The 17201-nt window shown below is 59.7% G+C and carries 15 protein-coding genes; 3 read left to right on the top strand and 12 right to left on the bottom strand.

Annotation, left to right across the window (positions count from 1 at the left end):
• Window positions 1-517 precede the first annotated feature (517 nt).
• The gene (locus NKI58_RS16290) at window positions 518-1276 is read left to right on the top strand and encodes a LuxR C-terminal-related transcriptional regulator (protein ID WP_352623058.1); all 759 of its coding nucleotides are present in this window, start codon (window positions 518-520) and stop codon (window positions 1274-1276) included.
• A gap of 114 nt (window positions 1277-1390) precedes the next feature.
• Here the strand turns inward: NKI58_RS16290 and NKI58_RS16285 are convergent, their stop codons facing one another.
• The gene (locus NKI58_RS16285; protein WP_352623057.1) at window positions 1391-1657 is read right to left on the bottom strand and encodes a hypothetical protein; all 267 of its coding nucleotides are present in this window, start codon (window positions 1655-1657) and stop codon (window positions 1391-1393) included.
• 336 nt (window positions 1658-1993) lie between these two features.
• Entirely contained in the window at window positions 1994-2812 is an 819-nt protein-coding gene (locus NKI58_RS16280) for a LuxR C-terminal-related transcriptional regulator (RefSeq protein ID WP_352783155.1), read from the bottom strand.
• A gap of 947 nt (window positions 2813-3759) precedes the next feature.
• Between NKI58_RS16280 and NKI58_RS16275 the strand changes: the two genes are divergently transcribed.
• The gene (locus NKI58_RS16275) at window positions 3760-5718 is read left to right on the top strand and encodes a polysaccharide biosynthesis/export family protein (RefSeq protein WP_352853559.1); all 1959 of its coding nucleotides are present in this window, start codon (window positions 3760-3762) and stop codon (window positions 5716-5718) included.
• 476 nt (window positions 5719-6194) lie between these two features.
• A complete protein-coding gene (locus NKI58_RS16270) occupies window positions 6195-6455 on the top strand; it encodes a class I SAM-dependent methyltransferase (protein ID WP_352591653.1) in 261 nt (86 codons plus the stop codon).
• Between the two features lie 122 nt (window positions 6456-6577).
• Here the strand turns inward: NKI58_RS16270 and NKI58_RS16265 are convergent, their stop codons facing one another.
• From NKI58_RS16265 to NKI58_RS16220, 10 genes are all read right to left on the bottom strand, one after another.
• Window positions 6578-7747 (bottom strand): FAD-dependent oxidoreductase, encoded by a 1170-nt coding sequence (locus tag NKI58_RS16265; protein ID WP_352591375.1) that lies wholly within the window; start codon window positions 7745-7747, stop codon window positions 6578-6580.
• 70 nt (window positions 7748-7817) lie between these two features.
• Window positions 7818-8174 (bottom strand): hypothetical protein, encoded by a 357-nt coding sequence (locus tag NKI58_RS16260; RefSeq protein ID WP_352591372.1) that lies wholly within the window; start codon window positions 8172-8174, stop codon window positions 7818-7820.
• Window positions 8175-8201: 27 nt separating this feature from the next.
• On the bottom strand, window positions 8202-9386 hold the full coding sequence (locus NKI58_RS16255; RefSeq protein ID WP_352591369.1) for a GNAT family N-acetyltransferase: 1185 nt from the start codon (window positions 9384-9386) through the stop codon (window positions 8202-8204).
• Window positions 9387-9426: 40 nt separating this feature from the next.
• The gene (locus tag NKI58_RS16250; protein WP_352591366.1) at window positions 9427-9717 is read right to left on the bottom strand and encodes a hypothetical protein; all 291 of its coding nucleotides are present in this window, start codon (window positions 9715-9717) and stop codon (window positions 9427-9429) included.
• A gap of 13 nt (window positions 9718-9730) precedes the next feature.
• Window positions 9731-11065, bottom strand: coding sequence for a lipopolysaccharide biosynthesis protein (locus NKI58_RS16245; protein WP_352591363.1), 1335 nt, complete (start codon window positions 11063-11065; stop codon window positions 9731-9733).
• Window positions 11056-12333 (bottom strand): glycosyltransferase family 4 protein, encoded by a 1278-nt coding sequence (locus NKI58_RS16240; RefSeq protein ID WP_352454209.1) that lies wholly within the window; start codon window positions 12331-12333, stop codon window positions 11056-11058. Before NKI58_RS16240 ends, NKI58_RS16245 begins: the two co-directional genes overlap by 10 nt.
• Before the next feature lie 14 nt (window positions 12334-12347).
• Window positions 12348-13106, bottom strand: coding sequence for a hypothetical protein (locus tag NKI58_RS16235; RefSeq protein WP_352853558.1), 759 nt, complete (start codon window positions 13104-13106; stop codon window positions 12348-12350).
• Entirely contained in the window at window positions 13093-15069 is a 1977-nt protein-coding gene (locus NKI58_RS16230; RefSeq protein WP_352853556.1) for a putative glycosyltransferase family protein, read from the bottom strand. Before NKI58_RS16230 ends, NKI58_RS16235 begins: the two co-directional genes overlap by 14 nt.
• A complete protein-coding gene (locus NKI58_RS16225; protein WP_352591354.1) occupies window positions 15069-16214 on the bottom strand; it encodes a glycosyltransferase family 4 protein in 1146 nt (381 codons plus the stop codon). Before NKI58_RS16225 ends, NKI58_RS16230 begins: the two co-directional genes overlap by 1 nt.
• Window positions 16202-17020: a glycosyltransferase family 2 protein gene (locus tag NKI58_RS16220; protein ID WP_352591351.1), complete on the bottom strand. Its 819-nt coding sequence runs from the start codon at window positions 17018-17020 to the stop codon at window positions 16202-16204. The genes NKI58_RS16225 and NKI58_RS16220 overlap by 13 nt, the downstream gene beginning before the upstream one ends.
• Between the last annotated feature and the right edge of the window lie 181 nt (window positions 17021-17201).

Raw genomic sequence — 17201 nt, 5'->3', positions numbered from 1 at the left:
GCGGCAACTCGGCCTGTCGCACCGAGGCCGGTGTGTTGCTGAAATATGCGCGGAGCCCCTTTTACTGCGGCAGATCCTGGGGTGGGGCTCAAGCTAAATTGTTGAGCCATGGCTATCAGCGCTGTGCGCTAACCATGTCAACGGCACCTTCAGGAGTTCTGGTCTACCACGGGAATCGCCGCAGGTACCAGCCGATCAACATTCGGCTGCCTGCTAGGTGAGATGGCCAAGTGGTCCTGTGCATGCGTCTTCAGGCGGATTGCAGCCCTTTTGGTCCGGGTTGGCGTCGGTTCCCTGAAAATTATGAAAAAAGCAACCTATGTTAGAGACTGCTTATAAATAAACCCTACACTTACCCAAGTTGGGTGTCTGCTGGGTCGGGAACTAAACAGGACGCAAATGGAGTAATCGAGCCTCGACGTTTCACAAGGCGCAATACCAAGTTTTTCAATGCCAGAGAATGCGGAAACCATATCGGCCGGCGCAAGGCGGCTTGTGTGGAAGAGCGGGTATTGATATGGGCTCCACAGCAGGACTGCACAATTACACTTCGGCAAATCGATCCGGAGTCCCGTCCGGTGGAACGGAAACCGTCCGCGGGCAGACAGGCAGGGAATGCCTCCTCATTCTGGACGGAAGGGCACTAGACCGCGAGTGTCTCGCATCGGCTCTCGTGGACCACGAACTCGGTATGGATGTCACCGCGTGGCGTTCCGTCGAGGAATGGCGCGTCGGAAAGAGCTCTGCCCCTCCCCTTGCAGCCATACTCTTCAACCTTGGCAGTCGGAAGGTTACAGATTATGGCCTCGCTGACGAGATCAGGCACATTTCATCCGAGTTCAAATCGGTCCCTGTGGTCGTCCTGGCCGAGACAGAAGACCTTGCCCAGATACTGACCGCTCTCGAATGCGGTGCACGCGGCTACATTCCGACCTCTGTTGGAATCGATGTCTGTGTCGAGGCAATCAACCTCGCGGCAGCGGGAGGCATCTTCGTGCCGGCGAGCAGTGTCCTTGCTATGCGGCACCTGATAGAGTCGGGCCGCCGCGACACGGAGCCTTTGGCGGGCATTTTCACGCTTAGGCAGGCCGAGGTTGCGCTAGCGCTCCGGCGCGGCAAGGCGAACAAGATCATCGCCTACGAACTGAATTTGCGCGAAAGCACGGTGAAGGTCCACATCCGCAATATCATGAAGAAGCTAAAGGCGACCAACCGCACGGAAGTCGCCTGCAAGGTCAACGATCTTCTCTCAGAAGGAACTCTGCCTGAAGAGTGAGCCCAAGCATAACACTGCCCACCTTGGGTGAATCCTGTGGCCATGTTCGGCTATTTGCCCTATCAAACATGTATTGTGAAAGTCGAAGGGCGGAATCGGCGGCTAATCGGCTGTCTAAGCAGGCTCGGGGAAGGTGTGGCTTCCTACCCATCCTATGGCCTCCTCGATCGTATCGAAATTCTTGTGCTGCCCGCTCAGCAGCCCGAATCCCGTTTCGAGGAACCATTTGCCTTTCGTGGAATATGCTTCCTCGTCGATTTGGGTAAGGACCGCCACCAATTGGTCGCGTTTCCACACCAGCACCCCGGATTCTCCGCCTTCAACCGTTCCGATCCGGACTTCGCTGAATGACAATCCAGAAACAGTCTTCGCTTCGCCCATTTTGATGAATTCCTCAGATTCAAAATGGCAATAAAATCCGTGAGCTTTGCAATTTGTTGTCAAATCACGCAGTGAGTTCGAGCCGTTTGAGGCGATCTAATTCGGCAATCGACGCTATTGAGTACAGGCGACAACGCGTAACGAAACCGGATCTGAGACGACCGCCGCCAATACAAAGGGCCGGGTCGTGGTCACATCGGCGCCGTCCGCATGATGCGTGCGGTCTCCACCGCGCTCCTTCGCCCAGCCCGGGAACGATTTGAGCCCTATGCCTTGTTGATCGGCAACGAAGTCTGGCACATGGATGCGCCAGCCCGAACGAAGATCTATCGCAGGTCATATTGGATGATCATCATCGAGAAAGAGGTATCCGTTTTGTGCTTCAGGCAGGTCATGCGGATGGTGAGCTGACTGAGGTTCTATCGTGTCGTTCCCCGTCGGGCCGTCGCCAGACGCTGGAGTAACCATACCATGCTTCATTGCCCAAACTGCGGCCTGTGTTCGGTTGCGAACCCGAATCTTTCGAAGGATGGCCTTGACGTGTACCTTCACTGTAGCCTCGGCGATATTAATCTCGCGCGCGATGACTTTGTTGGATTCCCCTCCGATCAAGCGACGCAGAATGGACTTCTCCCGATTTGACAAAATCACTAGTTCTTCACCTTCAATCTCCACTTTAACTGCAGCGCTCGGTAACTCAGCAGCTACAGCATCATTTCTCAACCCTTGTCTGATATCTTCAATTACCATCGAAGTTTCCGTAGGCAACACGATTTGCCCTAGCGTAACCAATTCGAGAGCTTTAATGAACGTGTCGTAAGCAGCGACCTTTGTCAGATACCCGTTAGCCCCGGCACGAAAAGCTGAGATTATATTGGTCGTTCGACAGTGATCGGCTAGCGCAACGACATGGCTGGTCGGGTAGATCGCCTTAAAGTCTGCAATTTGTGCGAACTCAGCATCCGCGTCAGTATCGCCGACATCTATGATGAGCAAGATGGAACGGTGCTGGGGTAGCGGCTTCTGCAGAAGATCGTGAACAGTCGCCGCGGAGAAAAGAATACGAAAATTTGCCGCATTCAGGGTTCGACTAAGCGCTTCTCGAAGCAACTCGCTCGGCTCGACAAGCACCGTTATGAAAGATTTTCTTGTCATCATCGCTCTCGCTCGGCGCGATTGGGATACACATGTCGATTGGGATGCTCCAAAGCGCCAGCCGCATAGTTTCTTGTGTTCTTAATGTTACGCTCGGAAACCCTTACACCCAAATACCATCTTTAGGCGTAGGGCAGCATCATCGAGGCGTATCCGAATTCTTCAACCTGGGGCTTTTGGTCAAGGGCACGAGCTCTTGGTTTCAGCAGCTCAGGGAGGCGGCCATCGTAGCAAAGGACTGCGCGGCCGTGAGGATTGCCAGGGCTTGTTTTCCGGTGGGCGTGGTGGTGCCCCCGATCTGGCGGGAGAGCGTCGCGGTTTATGCGGCGAGCGGCGGGCTCAGGCGAGCCGCCCCGCGGCAATCGACCACTCGCGGATGTCGCGCAGGGCCGGGTGAAGCCGACACTGACGCGGGCACGCTGATCTGAGCACACGCACACGCCGAGCTTCAGCAGCTGAGGCAATGCCTGCCGCGGCCGGGTAACGCTGCAAGGGATCTTGCTTTGTCGGGGCCGGAATTCTAGCCAGACGTGAGAGCCGACGAAAGAAACGCGATGCGGCCAGTTTCGCTATGATTACCCGATAGGATTGCCAAGACTGACGGCTTCGTCGCGTCGTTCTTCTGGGCCCGGACAACATAGTGGGAAACGGCCCAGCTATCCTGCCAATGCATGTCGGAGCCACAGAGACGCACGTCGGCAAACCAAGTTTCCGGCCCCCCCGTTTCGTTCGATCGCGTTTGTCCTGTCACAATCGAGGAAGCTCTCCTGGAGCGCAGCAATCCGGTTGGACGAGTTTGCCCCAGATTCTCCTTTATCCGAATGGAGTGCCCACAAAGGGACAGTTGTGCTGCCGGCGGTGAAGGGTCACGATCCGGTCGAGCCTTGCTCGACCGGATCGGACGCATCGGGCGGGATGGCCACCATCGAAAGAGAAAGCCACACGCCATGGCCGTTAATACAGAATTCAATTGCGAGCCCGTCGCTCCCTCGTCACAGGCGGCCCAGCGCAGGGGATTGAAGGCCATCCTGCTTGTCTTCGGGCTCTCCGGGGTCGCCGCCTTGGGCGGGGCCGCGGCCAAAAACTTAGGGGCACTAGAGATTGTTTCCAGAGCCGTGGCACAGGTCAAGGAAGTCTCCCGACCCGTGATGCAGCCCGTGAGACAGAAGGTCGAAGATGCCTCCGCAGCCGTGATACAAAACGTCGAGGCGGCCTCCGCAGCCGTGGCGCAGAAGGTCGAGGCTGCCTCCGCAGCCGTGGTACAAAACGTCGAGGCTGCCTCCGCAGCCGCGGCGCAGAAGGTCGAGGAAGTCTCCGCAACCGTTGTGCAGAGGGTCGAGGATGTCTCCGGGGCCATGATGGAGACGGCCGACGATGTTTCCGGAGCCGTGATGCAGAAGGCCGAGGATGTCTCCGGAGCCGCGGGAGCCGTGATGCAGAAGGTATCTGCTGTCATCAATGGCTGGCAAGAACAACCGGTTCAAGCCATGGCCGAACCCTCCCGTGCGATCGCGTCAGGACCAAATGCGGCGGGCGTGGCGTCAGTCGAACGGAGTGTCGAAACCAATGCCGAACTCCCCAAAACCCGCAGCAAGGCACCAAGCGTGCCAACCGGATACCTGTTTGGCGTCGGCGATCGCCTCAAGGTCGCGTTCTACGAGCGCGTCGAGGTCGAGGAAGACAAGTGGGGGCGCGCGCCCTCGGCCTTGCGCGGCATCCTGCAGCGTCCGGAACTGAGCGGCGAATATATTATCCAGGAGGACGGCACGATTTCCGTGCCCTTGCTTGGCTCCATTCCGGTCGCCAACAGGTCTACGCACCAGGTACAGGCCGACCTGGTGGAAACCTTCAATCAACTGCTGGGCCGCGAGGGACTGGTCAACGTCCTGCCGCTGGAACGCCCGCCCATCTACGTGCTGGGGCCGGTCAAGAATCCAGGCTCGTTCAAGTACGCGGCCGGCATGACCGTCCTGCACGCGATCGCGCTAGCAGGCGGACTGGACCGGGCCGAGGGCGAGCCGTGGCAGAAGATCGAAGCCGTACGCGAGATCCAGAAGCGGAGCGGGGCAATCGACGCCATGTTGAAGTTGCTCGCGCGCGCGGCCGTGCTGAAGGCCGAGCGCGACGGTACGAGACCCACAATCCCGCGCCAGTTGCTGGAGCTGGCCGGCGCGACCGAAGCTGCCAAACTCGTCAACGAGCAGAGCGACCGGCGCAAGGCCGTCGCCACGGCCCGCAAGGATCGTGAGCGCGCGACCCTGCGTGCGCTGGACGCGGCCAAGCAGGACGTTGTCGCGTATGGGCGCATGGAGTCGCTCAACGAACTCATCAAGCTGCGCCAGGAGCGCGTCAACAGCATGCGCACGCTCGTGGACCGCAAAGTTGTCAGCATGACCGTGATGGATCAAGTCCAGGGCGAATTGTCCGACGCGGAACAGCGCCGGCAGGACGCCCTCAACCAGTACGCGGCCGCCAAGCAGCGCCTCGCTTCGCTGGAGTCTGAGGTGTTGCGGACCAGGGCCGACCTCAGGATCGATCTGGAGGTCGAGATCGAGACCATGGAGAGTCAGATCGCGGCCAATCAGCGCGAGTTGAACGCCAGCGAAGGCGTCCTGTACACGTTGCCGGTGACCCGCGCCCAGTTTGCGAAGGACGCAAACAGCGCAACTTATCAAATCGTGCGGCAATCGGCTGCCGGGCCGGTCAGCATCGAGACCGTTGGGATGACCCTGTTAAAGCCAGGCGACCTCGTCAACATCATCATAGGCGAAAGCGAGCCAAGAGAGCCGGCCGGTTCGTCGGTCCCAACCGTGTCGCCGAGCTGCGAGAGCTTGCCGGGAGCGTGCAATCCCAACGATGTCGAGCCTGCCCGCGTGGTGAGAGAGGAGAGGATCGGTCCGAATTGACGCCCGGCAAGGACATTGGTCTGCATTGCTGGTCTGCGTGGATGAACTCGTCGGCACGAAGTGGGAAGCGCGAACCGACCACTCGCCGTCGCCGACAGCTTGAACCGATTCATGATCGAGCATGTCCGCCTCCGCTTGCATGTCCGCCTCCGCTCAGGAGTTCGGATCACTGACAAAGTTGCAGTGAGATGACATCGAACGGGATGCAGGTGCCAATCAAGGGGGATTGGTCAAAGATCTCGGAATTTTGTCACGACGCGCGTACGAGCGAAATCTGCGCACTATCAAATCGAGAAGGCTCTGGCTACTCAGCTGCTGAATTCAGATCAAGACGCTCGGCTCAGCCTCCATGCTAAAGTGTACAGCAAGCTTTTTTGTCCAGAAAGGCGCGCGTTTCGGCGAATTGGGGGCCGTAAGCTAGCCTTAGCAATGTGCAATAATTGCTCATCAGATGCAATCAACGTAACTGACGCGTTATCGCCACCTGGGAGAAGCCTGCCAATTTTCAATTTGCCAAGATCGATGGTATCGATCTACCTTTCGCCGATAATAGTCTTGATTTTGTGTTTAGTGGTCGGTTGATGGAGCACCTCCACCCCGACGCAGTAAGGCAGCTTTCGCAGCTATACCGTGTTCTTGTACCTGGCGGTGCCTACTACTGCATCACTACACACGCGGTCACGGGTCCTCACGACATTCGGTATACTTTGACAAAGTTGCATGTGGATTCCACCTGAAGGAATATAGCTATCGTGAGCTGTCACGCGCGTTTACGGGGATTGGCCTCGAAAGCAGGCTGTTCGGCCATGGGGCGTTAATGAGCTCGTTGCTGCCAACAACGCTGTCGATACCGCCAAGTTCAGCCTGCTCCCCAACGAACTGCGCTTGCCGCCAAGCGAAGTTGTGGGATCGAGATTCCCATCATGTCGAGACCAATCCTGCCCATCCGACGAATACGCCATAAAAGCGTTGTATCGGACGCCAGTGATCGGTTGTAAGATGCTTCAGCAAGCGACCATTCATCACAGGCAACTTTGACGGGGTCATTGTAGTATGTCCGGATTTTCTCGACCCCCATTCCGGGTGTGGCTAACCATGTCGGAATATGATGGCGTAACCGATCAACGTCGGTTAGCACTTTATTGAGACCGGTACCCGCCGCCGGATCGCTGGTAGCAAAACTGTCACCAGCCAATACCAGACCGGGTTGCTGTTCGTGATTCTGCGCGGCGTAAAGATCAACGGGTCGAATCTGAATATCGCTTGACACGACAGCATCACCAAGGAGACGCTTCAATCGGGGCATTACCGCATACAATGCAGATAACGGCGATGTGCGCACTTCCTGACACCACGCATGGCGTATATCACCATGGTAGACGAACACATTGGCGCGCATTCTTGAACCAATCGGAAACATGCTCACATAACCCATGGGCCCTGGCTTTTCCGCAAAATACGTTAAAGCTTGAAATTTGAAACCAGCTTTAGAGGTGAGATCAAAACCAACACTGATCGAGTGGCATTTGCTGATCTCGGATCGCGTGATCGCACCCCGGACGACATTGTTTAAGCCGGTCGCCACCACAATCAATCGGGTCGACCATGTGTCACCATTTGACAGGGTAACTTTCTGCCGGTCGGAGCTCGTCGTTATTTTGGTCACTTTAGCGCAGATGAATTGGACGCTATCTGGAATCTGGCGGCGAATAACATTTACCAAATCCTGATAAGCCATCCCATATTCGCAAGGCTCGCCGTGTTTCCCATGCTTTTTACCGATGACATAACCGTGACGGGCCACCGATATCTCAGTCATCGGTGTCGCAGCCGCCAATACGGCATCCGCCAGCCCGGTTTTTTTGAGCAAGTCGACTTGATCGTCATCGAGTTTTTCGCAGCGAAACTCCACTGGATAGACTTGATGGATATCAACAAGGATGGTCGAAATCTCCATCCGGCCAAGCATCGCAGCGGCTAACGAGCCGGCGGTACCACCCCCGAGGACCGCTACATCAATATTATTCAATTCCCGCTCCTCCGCTCACCACTTCATTGACAGCACGATCATGACGGCACCAAACGGTGTCGAAGAAAATTCAAGACTCCGTCTTTTGCTGCAAAACCAAACTAGCGCGCTTGTTTATCACGCGACCAAACCGCGCAATCCACAGTTCGGTAAACAGCTTTGACGGAATCCCCTCCATCGACCCGCCAGTCTCGCGAAGCAACTTGAAGTGCTTCTCCTCAATTTTCTCGCAGCAAAAATCCTCCGCACAGGGATGATGCACGTCGATCAGGACGATCGAAATCCGGCTCGCCCGAGCGTCGCGGCGGCGATAGAGCCGCCCCAGACCGCCTCCTACAATCCCAATATCTGCACTATACATCATCGTCTCCCGCAGATAAACCGCATTGTACCATACTTTTTCGCGAAGCGCTATGATGTATCCCACACCGATTTCAAACTCACGATCGTCCAGTCAGAGAAACATGCGATGCAAGGATCGTCTTGTCTTGCGAACAACCTGCCGCAGCGGCGGCTTTACTAACGGCGTTTTGGCATACCATGTATCTATATAATGGATAGCCATTCGCACCGCAACGACAATACGACCGAGCAAAGTTCTGCTATCAAAATGGAAAAACAGAAGCAAATTGATATCGGACCACGAAAGCTTATAAGGCTCGTCGCCGATCGTGAAATCGAATTTCTGAATCTTCCGGCCAATGGCATATTGCATCATTTCCTGAATATGCTGACGCCCGGGACTGTATTTGGCAAACTCCTCCAGATAACTCGACATCACCAGTGAATAACTGGAATTGAACCGGAGACCCAGACCCGTCGCCACCGGAATCCCATCCACATCCAGCCGCGTGACATGGATGACCTCGCGCAACCGAGGATTGGCGACAATCGCCAAATAAAATTCGCGAAAACCCGGACGTTCGAACATATCATGAACACCCATTCGGGCATAGCTGCTCCGTTTTTGTTCGATCAGCTTTGCAATGGTGCACTCGATCTCGGCCTGATCTTGCACGTCTACAAAGCGAATCGCGCCGCCACCTTGCTTGGCGAGGTTTTTGGCCTTGCGCCGGTGGGTATGCAGCGTCGAATTCGAAAACTTTGACGCATAAAACCTATTCCAGTTCGCTTCCGGGAGGGTTGCGACATGCCCGGCGCAATTAGCCAGCAAGACCGGCAACTCGAGAAAGGGATTAGGTTGGGAGCCGACAACACTGGGCATATTGGAAAATTCAACAGTGTCGAAACGAAGTCGAGGATAGTCTTGAATCGCCCGAATTATGTCTTTCCACAGGCGGCCGAATCGGCCAGGTTTCACGTGATCGCTAAAATTTATCGCCAGAATGGGCGAATTATAATCGCACAATTCCGATCCAAACCAGACCAGCCGGCGGATCAGACTATGGCGTTCGATCGCCAATGGCAGAATAAAAACCGCCATGCCGGTATCGTCGAGACCCAGCACGATCACCGGGATCAGTCTCTCTTTGGAGCCGATGTGGTGATACCATTCCATCTGCCAATCAAACAATTGGAATACGGTACAATCCGCATGCTGCTCTAATGTTCTCCATTGAGCTTCCACCGCGTCCATATCGGTGAAAATTTGCAGAGCAATATTCGCCGTCGTCGTCATTGGGTGTGCCTATGTAACAGAGGTTTAGCCAGTCCTGCTGCTAGAGAATGTTCTGCTTGAAATCCCAAAAGGTAGCGTGCCTTGTCCGGGTCGCCGATCGAATTATAGGGAAGAACTTGCGGATGACTTCGCCCGCAGGCTGCTCCAGTCTGAACAGCAAGTTGCGCGTGATCAGGAAGCCACTCAAAATGAAGAACAGTTGGACCCGCAGCGCTCCCGCCCCGATGCGGAAGTGCGTTTTGACCCACGGCCAGCCGAAGTGCTCGACGCCGACGAGTCCGATCGCGATGGCCCACGGGCCATCCAATTGCAGTCGACAATCCAGCGCCATAATCGGTGTCTCCTCAAGTCTGGAGCGGCGACGCGGTCGGTCGGTCGTGCGCGGGGCCGGCCGCAGAATCCAGTTTCATCGCGAAGGCCAAAATCAGGGCGGCACATGCACCCTCGATGCTGACCGCGAGCGTCCAGCCTAGGACCAGGCCTTGAAGTCCATCAAGCTTCGCCCCCGCGACCACGAAGCACAGCTCCAGCAATCCGCCAAGCGCGAACCAGCGAGATGCCTTGCGCATCCTGTCGCCCAACCGCGCCAGCGTACAGGCATGAAATTTGAGCGTTGATCCCAACAGGCTGAAGCCGAGGAAGTGTAGGCTCGAACCGGCGATCTCAGGATAGACCGGATTGAAGACCGCAAGGATCTCCTGCGAATAGGTGAAGACGAAGACGGCACAGGCCAGCGAGAAGAGCAATGACGCCGACAGCGACACAAGGATGTCGTGTCTGGATTGTTTCGGGCTTGTTCTGATCACAGGGAACAGGATCGTGGCCATGGCTGCTGGAATCAACGAGGCCGTAAAGACCAGCATCCACAACGGCATGAGGGCGGCATTTGTGATCGGCGACAGGAGAACCAGCACAAGGTAGGGCATGATGACGACTGGTGCCTGCGAGGCGACATCGAGCGCGTAGTGGTCGAAGACCTTGCTTCGGAGCGTATGGAGCAGCTGGAAATCGGGAGGCCCAACGAGGCGACGCGCACCGCCCCGGGTCAAGAGATCGACGCCGATACAGGACGCCACCAGGCTGGCCACCCAGCTCAGAAGAAGCGCGGCATTGGAGGTGTAGCCAGCGGCAGCGGCGACGGCGATCAGCATCAGCTTGAACGTGGAGAACAGCACCTGCCGGATCATCCTGCCGGTGCTGCGCAGGTTGCCGACGAGCGCCAGATCGACCATCGCGCAGAGTACGGTCAGGCAGCAGCCGAGGACGAACGTAACAGCCTCGAACCAGCCGCCGATCGGCCCGGTCGAGCTGTTGAGGTACGCCTCCCCGAAGACAAACAACAAGGCCAGGCCGACCCCCAGCGCCACCCCGACGGACGCTGCAGCGGCCACGAGGCCGCGCCCCTTGCCGGGATGCCGTACGATTTCACCCATCAGCAGGGTCCCGAGCCCGGCTTCGCCCAGCAGGCCGACGAGCGCCATCACGGACAGGAGAGCGGAGGCCTTGCCGATCACCTCCGGCGGAAACAGCCGGGCCGCGAGCCACCAATAGACAAACCCAAGACCGGCCGTTGCAATCGTTCCGATCGCCACAGCGCCGGAATTCAGAACGAGCGCGGCGCTCTTTTGAAGCTCTCGCCGGACGCGAATAATGGCTGTCCCCACGAGACCTATTGGCATGATGGCTCCCCCGAACCTTGCTGCGCCGGTACCGCTGACCTGCTAGCGGCTGGGCACACGACGTCCCGGTAGACCTGCTCGATCCGAGTCACGACCGCTCCTGCCTTGAGGCGCCCGACTCGGGCGAGGCTTGTCGCCTCCAGGCGAGCGAGCAAGGCGCGGTCCTGCAGAAGGGTCTGCATTGCGTGGGCAAGGACGTGCGCATCACCGGGCGGCACGAGAAGCCCGGTTTCGCCATGATCGACGAGATCCGGCATGCCGCCCACGCCGGTTGCGACGACCGCCTTGCCGGAAGCCATCGCTTCCATGATGACCGTCGCGCAGGCTTCGGGCCCGACCGACGGCAGCACCCCGAACAGTGAGCGCCGCCACGCATGCATGATGGCGGAATGCGGCCATGCATTGAAGACGCGAACGCTCGGCGGAAACTCTGTTGGCGTATCGGCGACCCGGCGCCCGATCAGGACCAGCTGCGGCGCCCGTTCCAGGCCGGCATAGGCTTGCAGGAGAACGTCAATGCCCTTGAGGCGCATCATATCACCGACGAACAGGATGAATTCACCCCGGGGTAGCTCACGCAGACAGGGATGTTCCGGGCCAAGCATCGCAACATCATCGGGCACAAAGTTCGGGATGATCTCGTAGGGGGCGCGGCCTTCGGTCAGTCCGGTGTGGCGCGCCACCGCGTGGCTCACCGCGATGAAACGGTCCACCGCGCGCCGAGCGGCAAAACTCGACGCCCAGTTGCCCAAAGTGGTCGCGGCTGCCTTCACCGCCCCGTAATGTCCTGCGGCGCAGGGCAGGCACTTGGCCGGCGCTGGGCCACTGCAGAGACGGGCGCCCAAATGCATGAAGTTCTTCTTGGCGCAGACAAGGCCGTAATCGTGGAGCGTAACCACGAGGCGCGCCCTACTCCAACCTTTGAGCAGCAGGAAGGACGCGTAGATCCAGTTATGGGCGTGGACTATGTCCGGCTCCTCCCGAGCGACCAGCCGCCTCAGGGCAAGCACCAATTCGGGATCTGGAAAGGGCGGTGCATGGCGCCGCTCGGGATCGGTGTGAAGGCCCGACAGGCGCTGGAGCGTTCCCTGCAGGCGATGCACGCGGACCGCGCCGTCCAGCTCGGTTTCAGGCGATCCAGGATGCATCAAAGTCCCGACGCTGACATGATGGCCCCGCTGCGCCAGCGCCGCGCCGAGATTGCGGACGTGCCGCTCCTCTCCCCCGATCACCGGAGGATAGAACTGTGATAGCAGCAGGATGCGCATGGTCCAGCCTCGTTCTAGATGCGCGGCACCATCGTCGAAACGCTGCGATAGAGCCGGTTGTCTTCCGGTCGATAGAGCCGCGCCTCGGCCGTCTGGCGAGTTCCCAAGACGGGCACCGGGATTTTCCGTATCCAGGTGTCGCCCGGCGCGATGGTGAGCGATCGGAAGATGGCGAACGGCTGCCCATCAAGGGTGATTTCCAGGTCGAATCGCTGAGGTTGGGTCTCGGCGCTCCTGATGCCGACGGTGATCTGGCCGGACTCGCCACTGGCCGACGGCAACAACCAGAACGCGGTGTATTTGAATTCCCGGTAGGCCGCTTCGTCCCGGACAGCAACCGCGTAGGCTCCGGTCGCCACGAGCAGCGCTAGCATGAACGCGGCCCCCTGCCAGAACCGGATCCGCGCTGGTGCCGGCCAGGCTGGCAGATCGGGTGTGTCGCGGCGCTCGGCCGCCAGCAGCGCCGCGGCGGCCGTCACGGCCCAGAACCACAGCGCCCACCCGAGCGGTGTAAGGAAGCCTGCGGCGTTCAGGGCAAAGCCCCCGGCAATGCCGGCGGCGAGGCTTGCTCCGACCGCGTAGGCCAGGTGTTGCAAGGCGGAGGTGGTCCTGACACCCATGGCCCGCAGCACCACGTGGCCCGAGACGAAAAACACCATGGGCGCGCCCAGGGCAGTACGCAGGAGCAAGCTGTCGCTAACCGAAACGGCAGCCACTGCGGCCCCCGCCCACAGGCACGCGGCCAGAAGGTCCCACTTGCTACGAATTCTCATGCAATCCTCTCACATCGTAGATGACGATCCAGCCGTTGTCGTAGATGCGGGTGACGCCCTTGACGTCATTGAACTTGAGCAGCGCTGCGCCCGAGAGCGGAGTTCCCTGCTGGGCTTGCCACGGCTGAAAGTAAAAGCCGAGCACCGGCGGAGCCGTGGTCAGGCGAAGGTCAACGAGCAGGAAATCGATGTCGCTTCGCGCCAACGCCCAAAACTCGTCGGGCCCCAATGTCTCGGCATCGAATATGCGCGCGGGATCGATCCCTTTGACGATGGTGACTCGGACGTCCTGCCGGCCGTAACCCGCAAGCAGAAGACGGTTGATACGGTCGGTGGTGAACCGGTTGCCGGCACCCAGCCATTCCCTGGCCCAGAGTGCCGTTTCGATCCCCATCGGCTCGATCGATTCCTGATCTGCACCCACCCTGTAGCGCCCATGGATCGGATTAATCGAAGAACTCGTCACGCCGCCTAGGACCATGATCACCAAGGCAACGGCAGGCGCGATGCGGCGCCACCCGCGTGGCGCGCGACCCTGCCAGAAGTGGACGATGCTCACCGCGACGACCAGTCCAACGCCGATGAACACGAACGTTCCCATGCGGTTGCCGATTTCCCAGCCGGCGACGGTCAGTCGGAAGGCCACCGAGACTGGGAGGCCGAAGGCCAGCAAGCTGAGCAGCACGAGGCGGCTGTCGCGCCAGCGGCGTTTGAGAATGCCGTGGATGGGACGCCAACCGGATCGCGCACCGCTCGGCGCTGCCAGGGCCAGCGACCGAAAGAATCCCGTTGCCAGTCCGAGCGCCACCAGCAGGAGCGCCAGCAAAGTGGTGAGCCGCATGTAGAGGGCCTTGTCCGGCGCTCCGAGGTGCTCCGACGGCGGGGTGGGCGCGCCTCGGATCTTCCCGAGCAATGTGTCGAAGCCGGACTCGATCACCGGACCGAGATAGCCTGTGAGAGGGACGTCACGGGCCTGCACCCACAGGATCGGCAGGGCTATGGCGAGGATGGCGGCGAGACCCACGGCAATGCTGGTCTTGATCCGAAGGGAGTCTTGCCGGCGCAAAGCCTCGAGGGCCGCTAGCGCTCCGAAATAGATGGCGGCGAAGGCGGCCGAGAGGTGATGCGTGACCGCGAGGCTTGCCAACAGCAATGCAATCAACCCGAGCGACTTCAGCCTCGGTTGCCCGACGAGATCCTTGGACGCTGCTTCAACCGCGAAAGTCAGCAGGCACAGCACCATGCCGAGGCTCTCGTAAGAGAACATCGAGTCGAACAGGAAGAAGGTTGAGCAACCCATATAGGCCAGACAGGCGACGGCCGAGATACGCGGCGATCCGGCGATGCTTTCAAGGAACAGAAACAGTGCACCGATGAACGTGCCCTTAAGGATGACCAACAAGAGCGCTCCCGCCACAAACAAGGGCAGTCCCGTCAAATCGACGATCGCGGTCGTCAGGATTTCCAGGCCGGGGTAGCTTGACCCGATAGGAAAAAGCGGGTTGGACAGGAACAGCCGCCGGGCTGTGATGAGATCCTCGGCCGCGATCCAGTGCAAAACCTCGTCGTAACCGCTGAAGCTTGTCGGGGAATAGACTAGCTTGCAGTAGAACAGGGCTTCGGCAAGCAGGAACAGGAGCACCAGGCGCTCACCCCTGGCTGTTGTCGGCCAGGCGATGCGAAGGCTGATCGGAGCGACCAGGAGAACGACACCGGACCAGAAGAGCGGCGCCGCCACGTCATAGTCCCGGCGCCCGGCTGCGTGCCCGGCCACGACCAGGAGTAGAGCCGCGGCGATCGTTAGGCATAGAGCCGCGATCCATCCGGAACTGGCGCGTTGCGATGGGCCATCGGCGCTGCCGTCGCGAAGGTCGGGACCGACAACGGCCGAGACGAATCGGATCCCGACCTGGAGCGGGTTGATCCTGGTTCCTGCGGTGAAATGAGCTGGCAACATCAGCATCATACTCTCCTCGCAGGAGACCAGGATGTCAGGCCACCGGGGGGCACGGGGACAGTGGATCGGTTGCCGAGGACATCATAATAGACGTCGCTAAGCGCGTGCGCGCAAGCATCCCAGTCGGGCAGCGCCAAATCCGGGACCTCCCGACGGGACTCGAGTTCCTCGGCCATGGCGGCGGCCAGCTCTCCCGGACCGGCGTTGCACGGGATCGCCCGGCACAGGCCGTTGGTGGCCAGCTCCCGCAGACCGGACGTGTCGCTGACGAGGACCGGACGGCGAAGTGAAAGGGCTTCCATCACGGCGACCGGATGGGCCTCGTATTCGCTGAACAGTATGAAGAGCGCGGCGCTCGCCAGGAGGTCTGCCATTTTCTGCCGCTCGGATCCGGGGATTCCCGCAATGGTGACCCGCTTTTCGAGGCCGAGCGTCGCGACGAGGCGTCGTAATTCTCCCTCGTACGGGCCTCTTCCGACGATGTGCAGTCGGGCATCCGGTACCCGGCGGATCAGTTCGGGCAAGGCCGCAATCGCCCGGTGATGGCCCTTGTAACGCTCCAACCTGCCGCCCGAGACGATCAGGTGCGGATCGACTTTGACGCCGGGGCTCGCAACCGGCATCGCGGCACCGTTCGGGATGACCACAAACCGTTCCCGCGGCACGCCCATCCTCGCGCTGAAGAAGCTGGCTTCGAATTCGGAGACGCCAATCAGCCGCGCGGCCCGGGCCACTAGCGGCCGGAGCAGCGCGTGCTGCGTGCCGCGCATGGCGTTGCGCAGCCGGGAGGAATGCCCGCCGCTGTGGAAGGTCAGGATGAACGGAAGGTCCCCGCGGACGGCCGCCAGCAGCCCGATCGGCGCCACGAAGCTGTTGTAACCTTGGAAATGGATCAGATCCCAAACCCCGCGCCGGATGGCGGTATAAATGCGGGGCGCCACGTAGAGGTCCAGCTCCCTCGGCCAGGCCGGCACGCGCTGCACGCGCATGCCGGGCACCGCCTCCTCAACCGGCAGCTCCCCCGAAGGATCGGTAGTGAGCACGTCAACCGCGTGGCCACGCGCAGCCAAGCGAGGGCCGACCTCCTGGATGTGAGTTTCGATGCCGCCCATGAAGGGGTAGCAGCGAGCGGCAACCATCAGGATTCGCATCGGGGTTGTCCACCGTCATCACAGGCTGTGGCGCTCCGCCTGTGCTGTTGGTGCAGCCTCTCGCGCAGGATGGTTTTGAGGACGCGCCAGCCGTCCGGGATGGCGCGCAGGTGGCTCACACCGCTGATGCGCCGAGCCTCGAAACTTGCCACCTCGACGATATTGAGGTGGTTCTTCAAAGCTCGCACGTTGATGAGGGTCTCGATCTCGAACCCGTCGCAATCGCAGTTCAGCGTGGCGACGTGCTTGGTCCAGAAGGCTATGTATCCGTAGCATAGATCGGAGAACCAACCGCCATAGAGCAGCCGCACGAACAGGGTCAGGCCCGTGTTGCCGAACATCCGGAACAGCGACATGTCACCGGTGCCGGCGCCCTGGATAAATCGTGAACCCTTAACGAGATCCGCGCCGGCCATCAGCGCACTGACAAACACGATCGCCTCCTCCGGGACCATGGAGCCGTCGGCGTCCAGCATGACGATGATGTCGCCTGTGGCGGCCAGGAATCCCGCTTGCAGTGCAGCGCCCTTGCCCCGGCGGGGCTCCATGACAACCTTCACGTCCTCGCGCAGGCGGCGCGCGACCGCGACCGTGTCGTCGGTGGAACGGCCATCCACGATAATGATCTCATGCGCCCAGTTGGGGATGCGCGGCAGAAGCCAAGGGAGGTTCTCGGCTTCATTGAGCGTCGGGACGACAAAGCTGACTCGAGGCAGAATCAACGATCGCCGCAGCGCGAAATTGATCGAGTCAGGCGGCGATGCGGCACCGATGGGGGCGACAATGCTGGAAAGACGGGCGTTCATGGCAGCGCTTTAAGGTCGTACGATGGAACCCAGGGGGCGGGCTGAAAGCGCGCCAGGACTGCCGATAGGTATCGGGCGAGATGATGGACCGGGTCATACGTCCGGTGCTCCACATCGCGCGCGCGCAAATGCGCGGCCAGCGACAAGCCGGGGGGGCCAGCTCCAATGACCGCCACATCCA

Origin of the sequence: Mesorhizobium sp. M0522, assembly GCF_040321085.1 — a bacterium.
Classification (GTDB): Bacteria; Pseudomonadota; Alphaproteobacteria; order Rhizobiales; family Rhizobiaceae; genus Mesorhizobium.
This window is presented reverse-complemented; position numbering and strand designations above follow the sequence as displayed.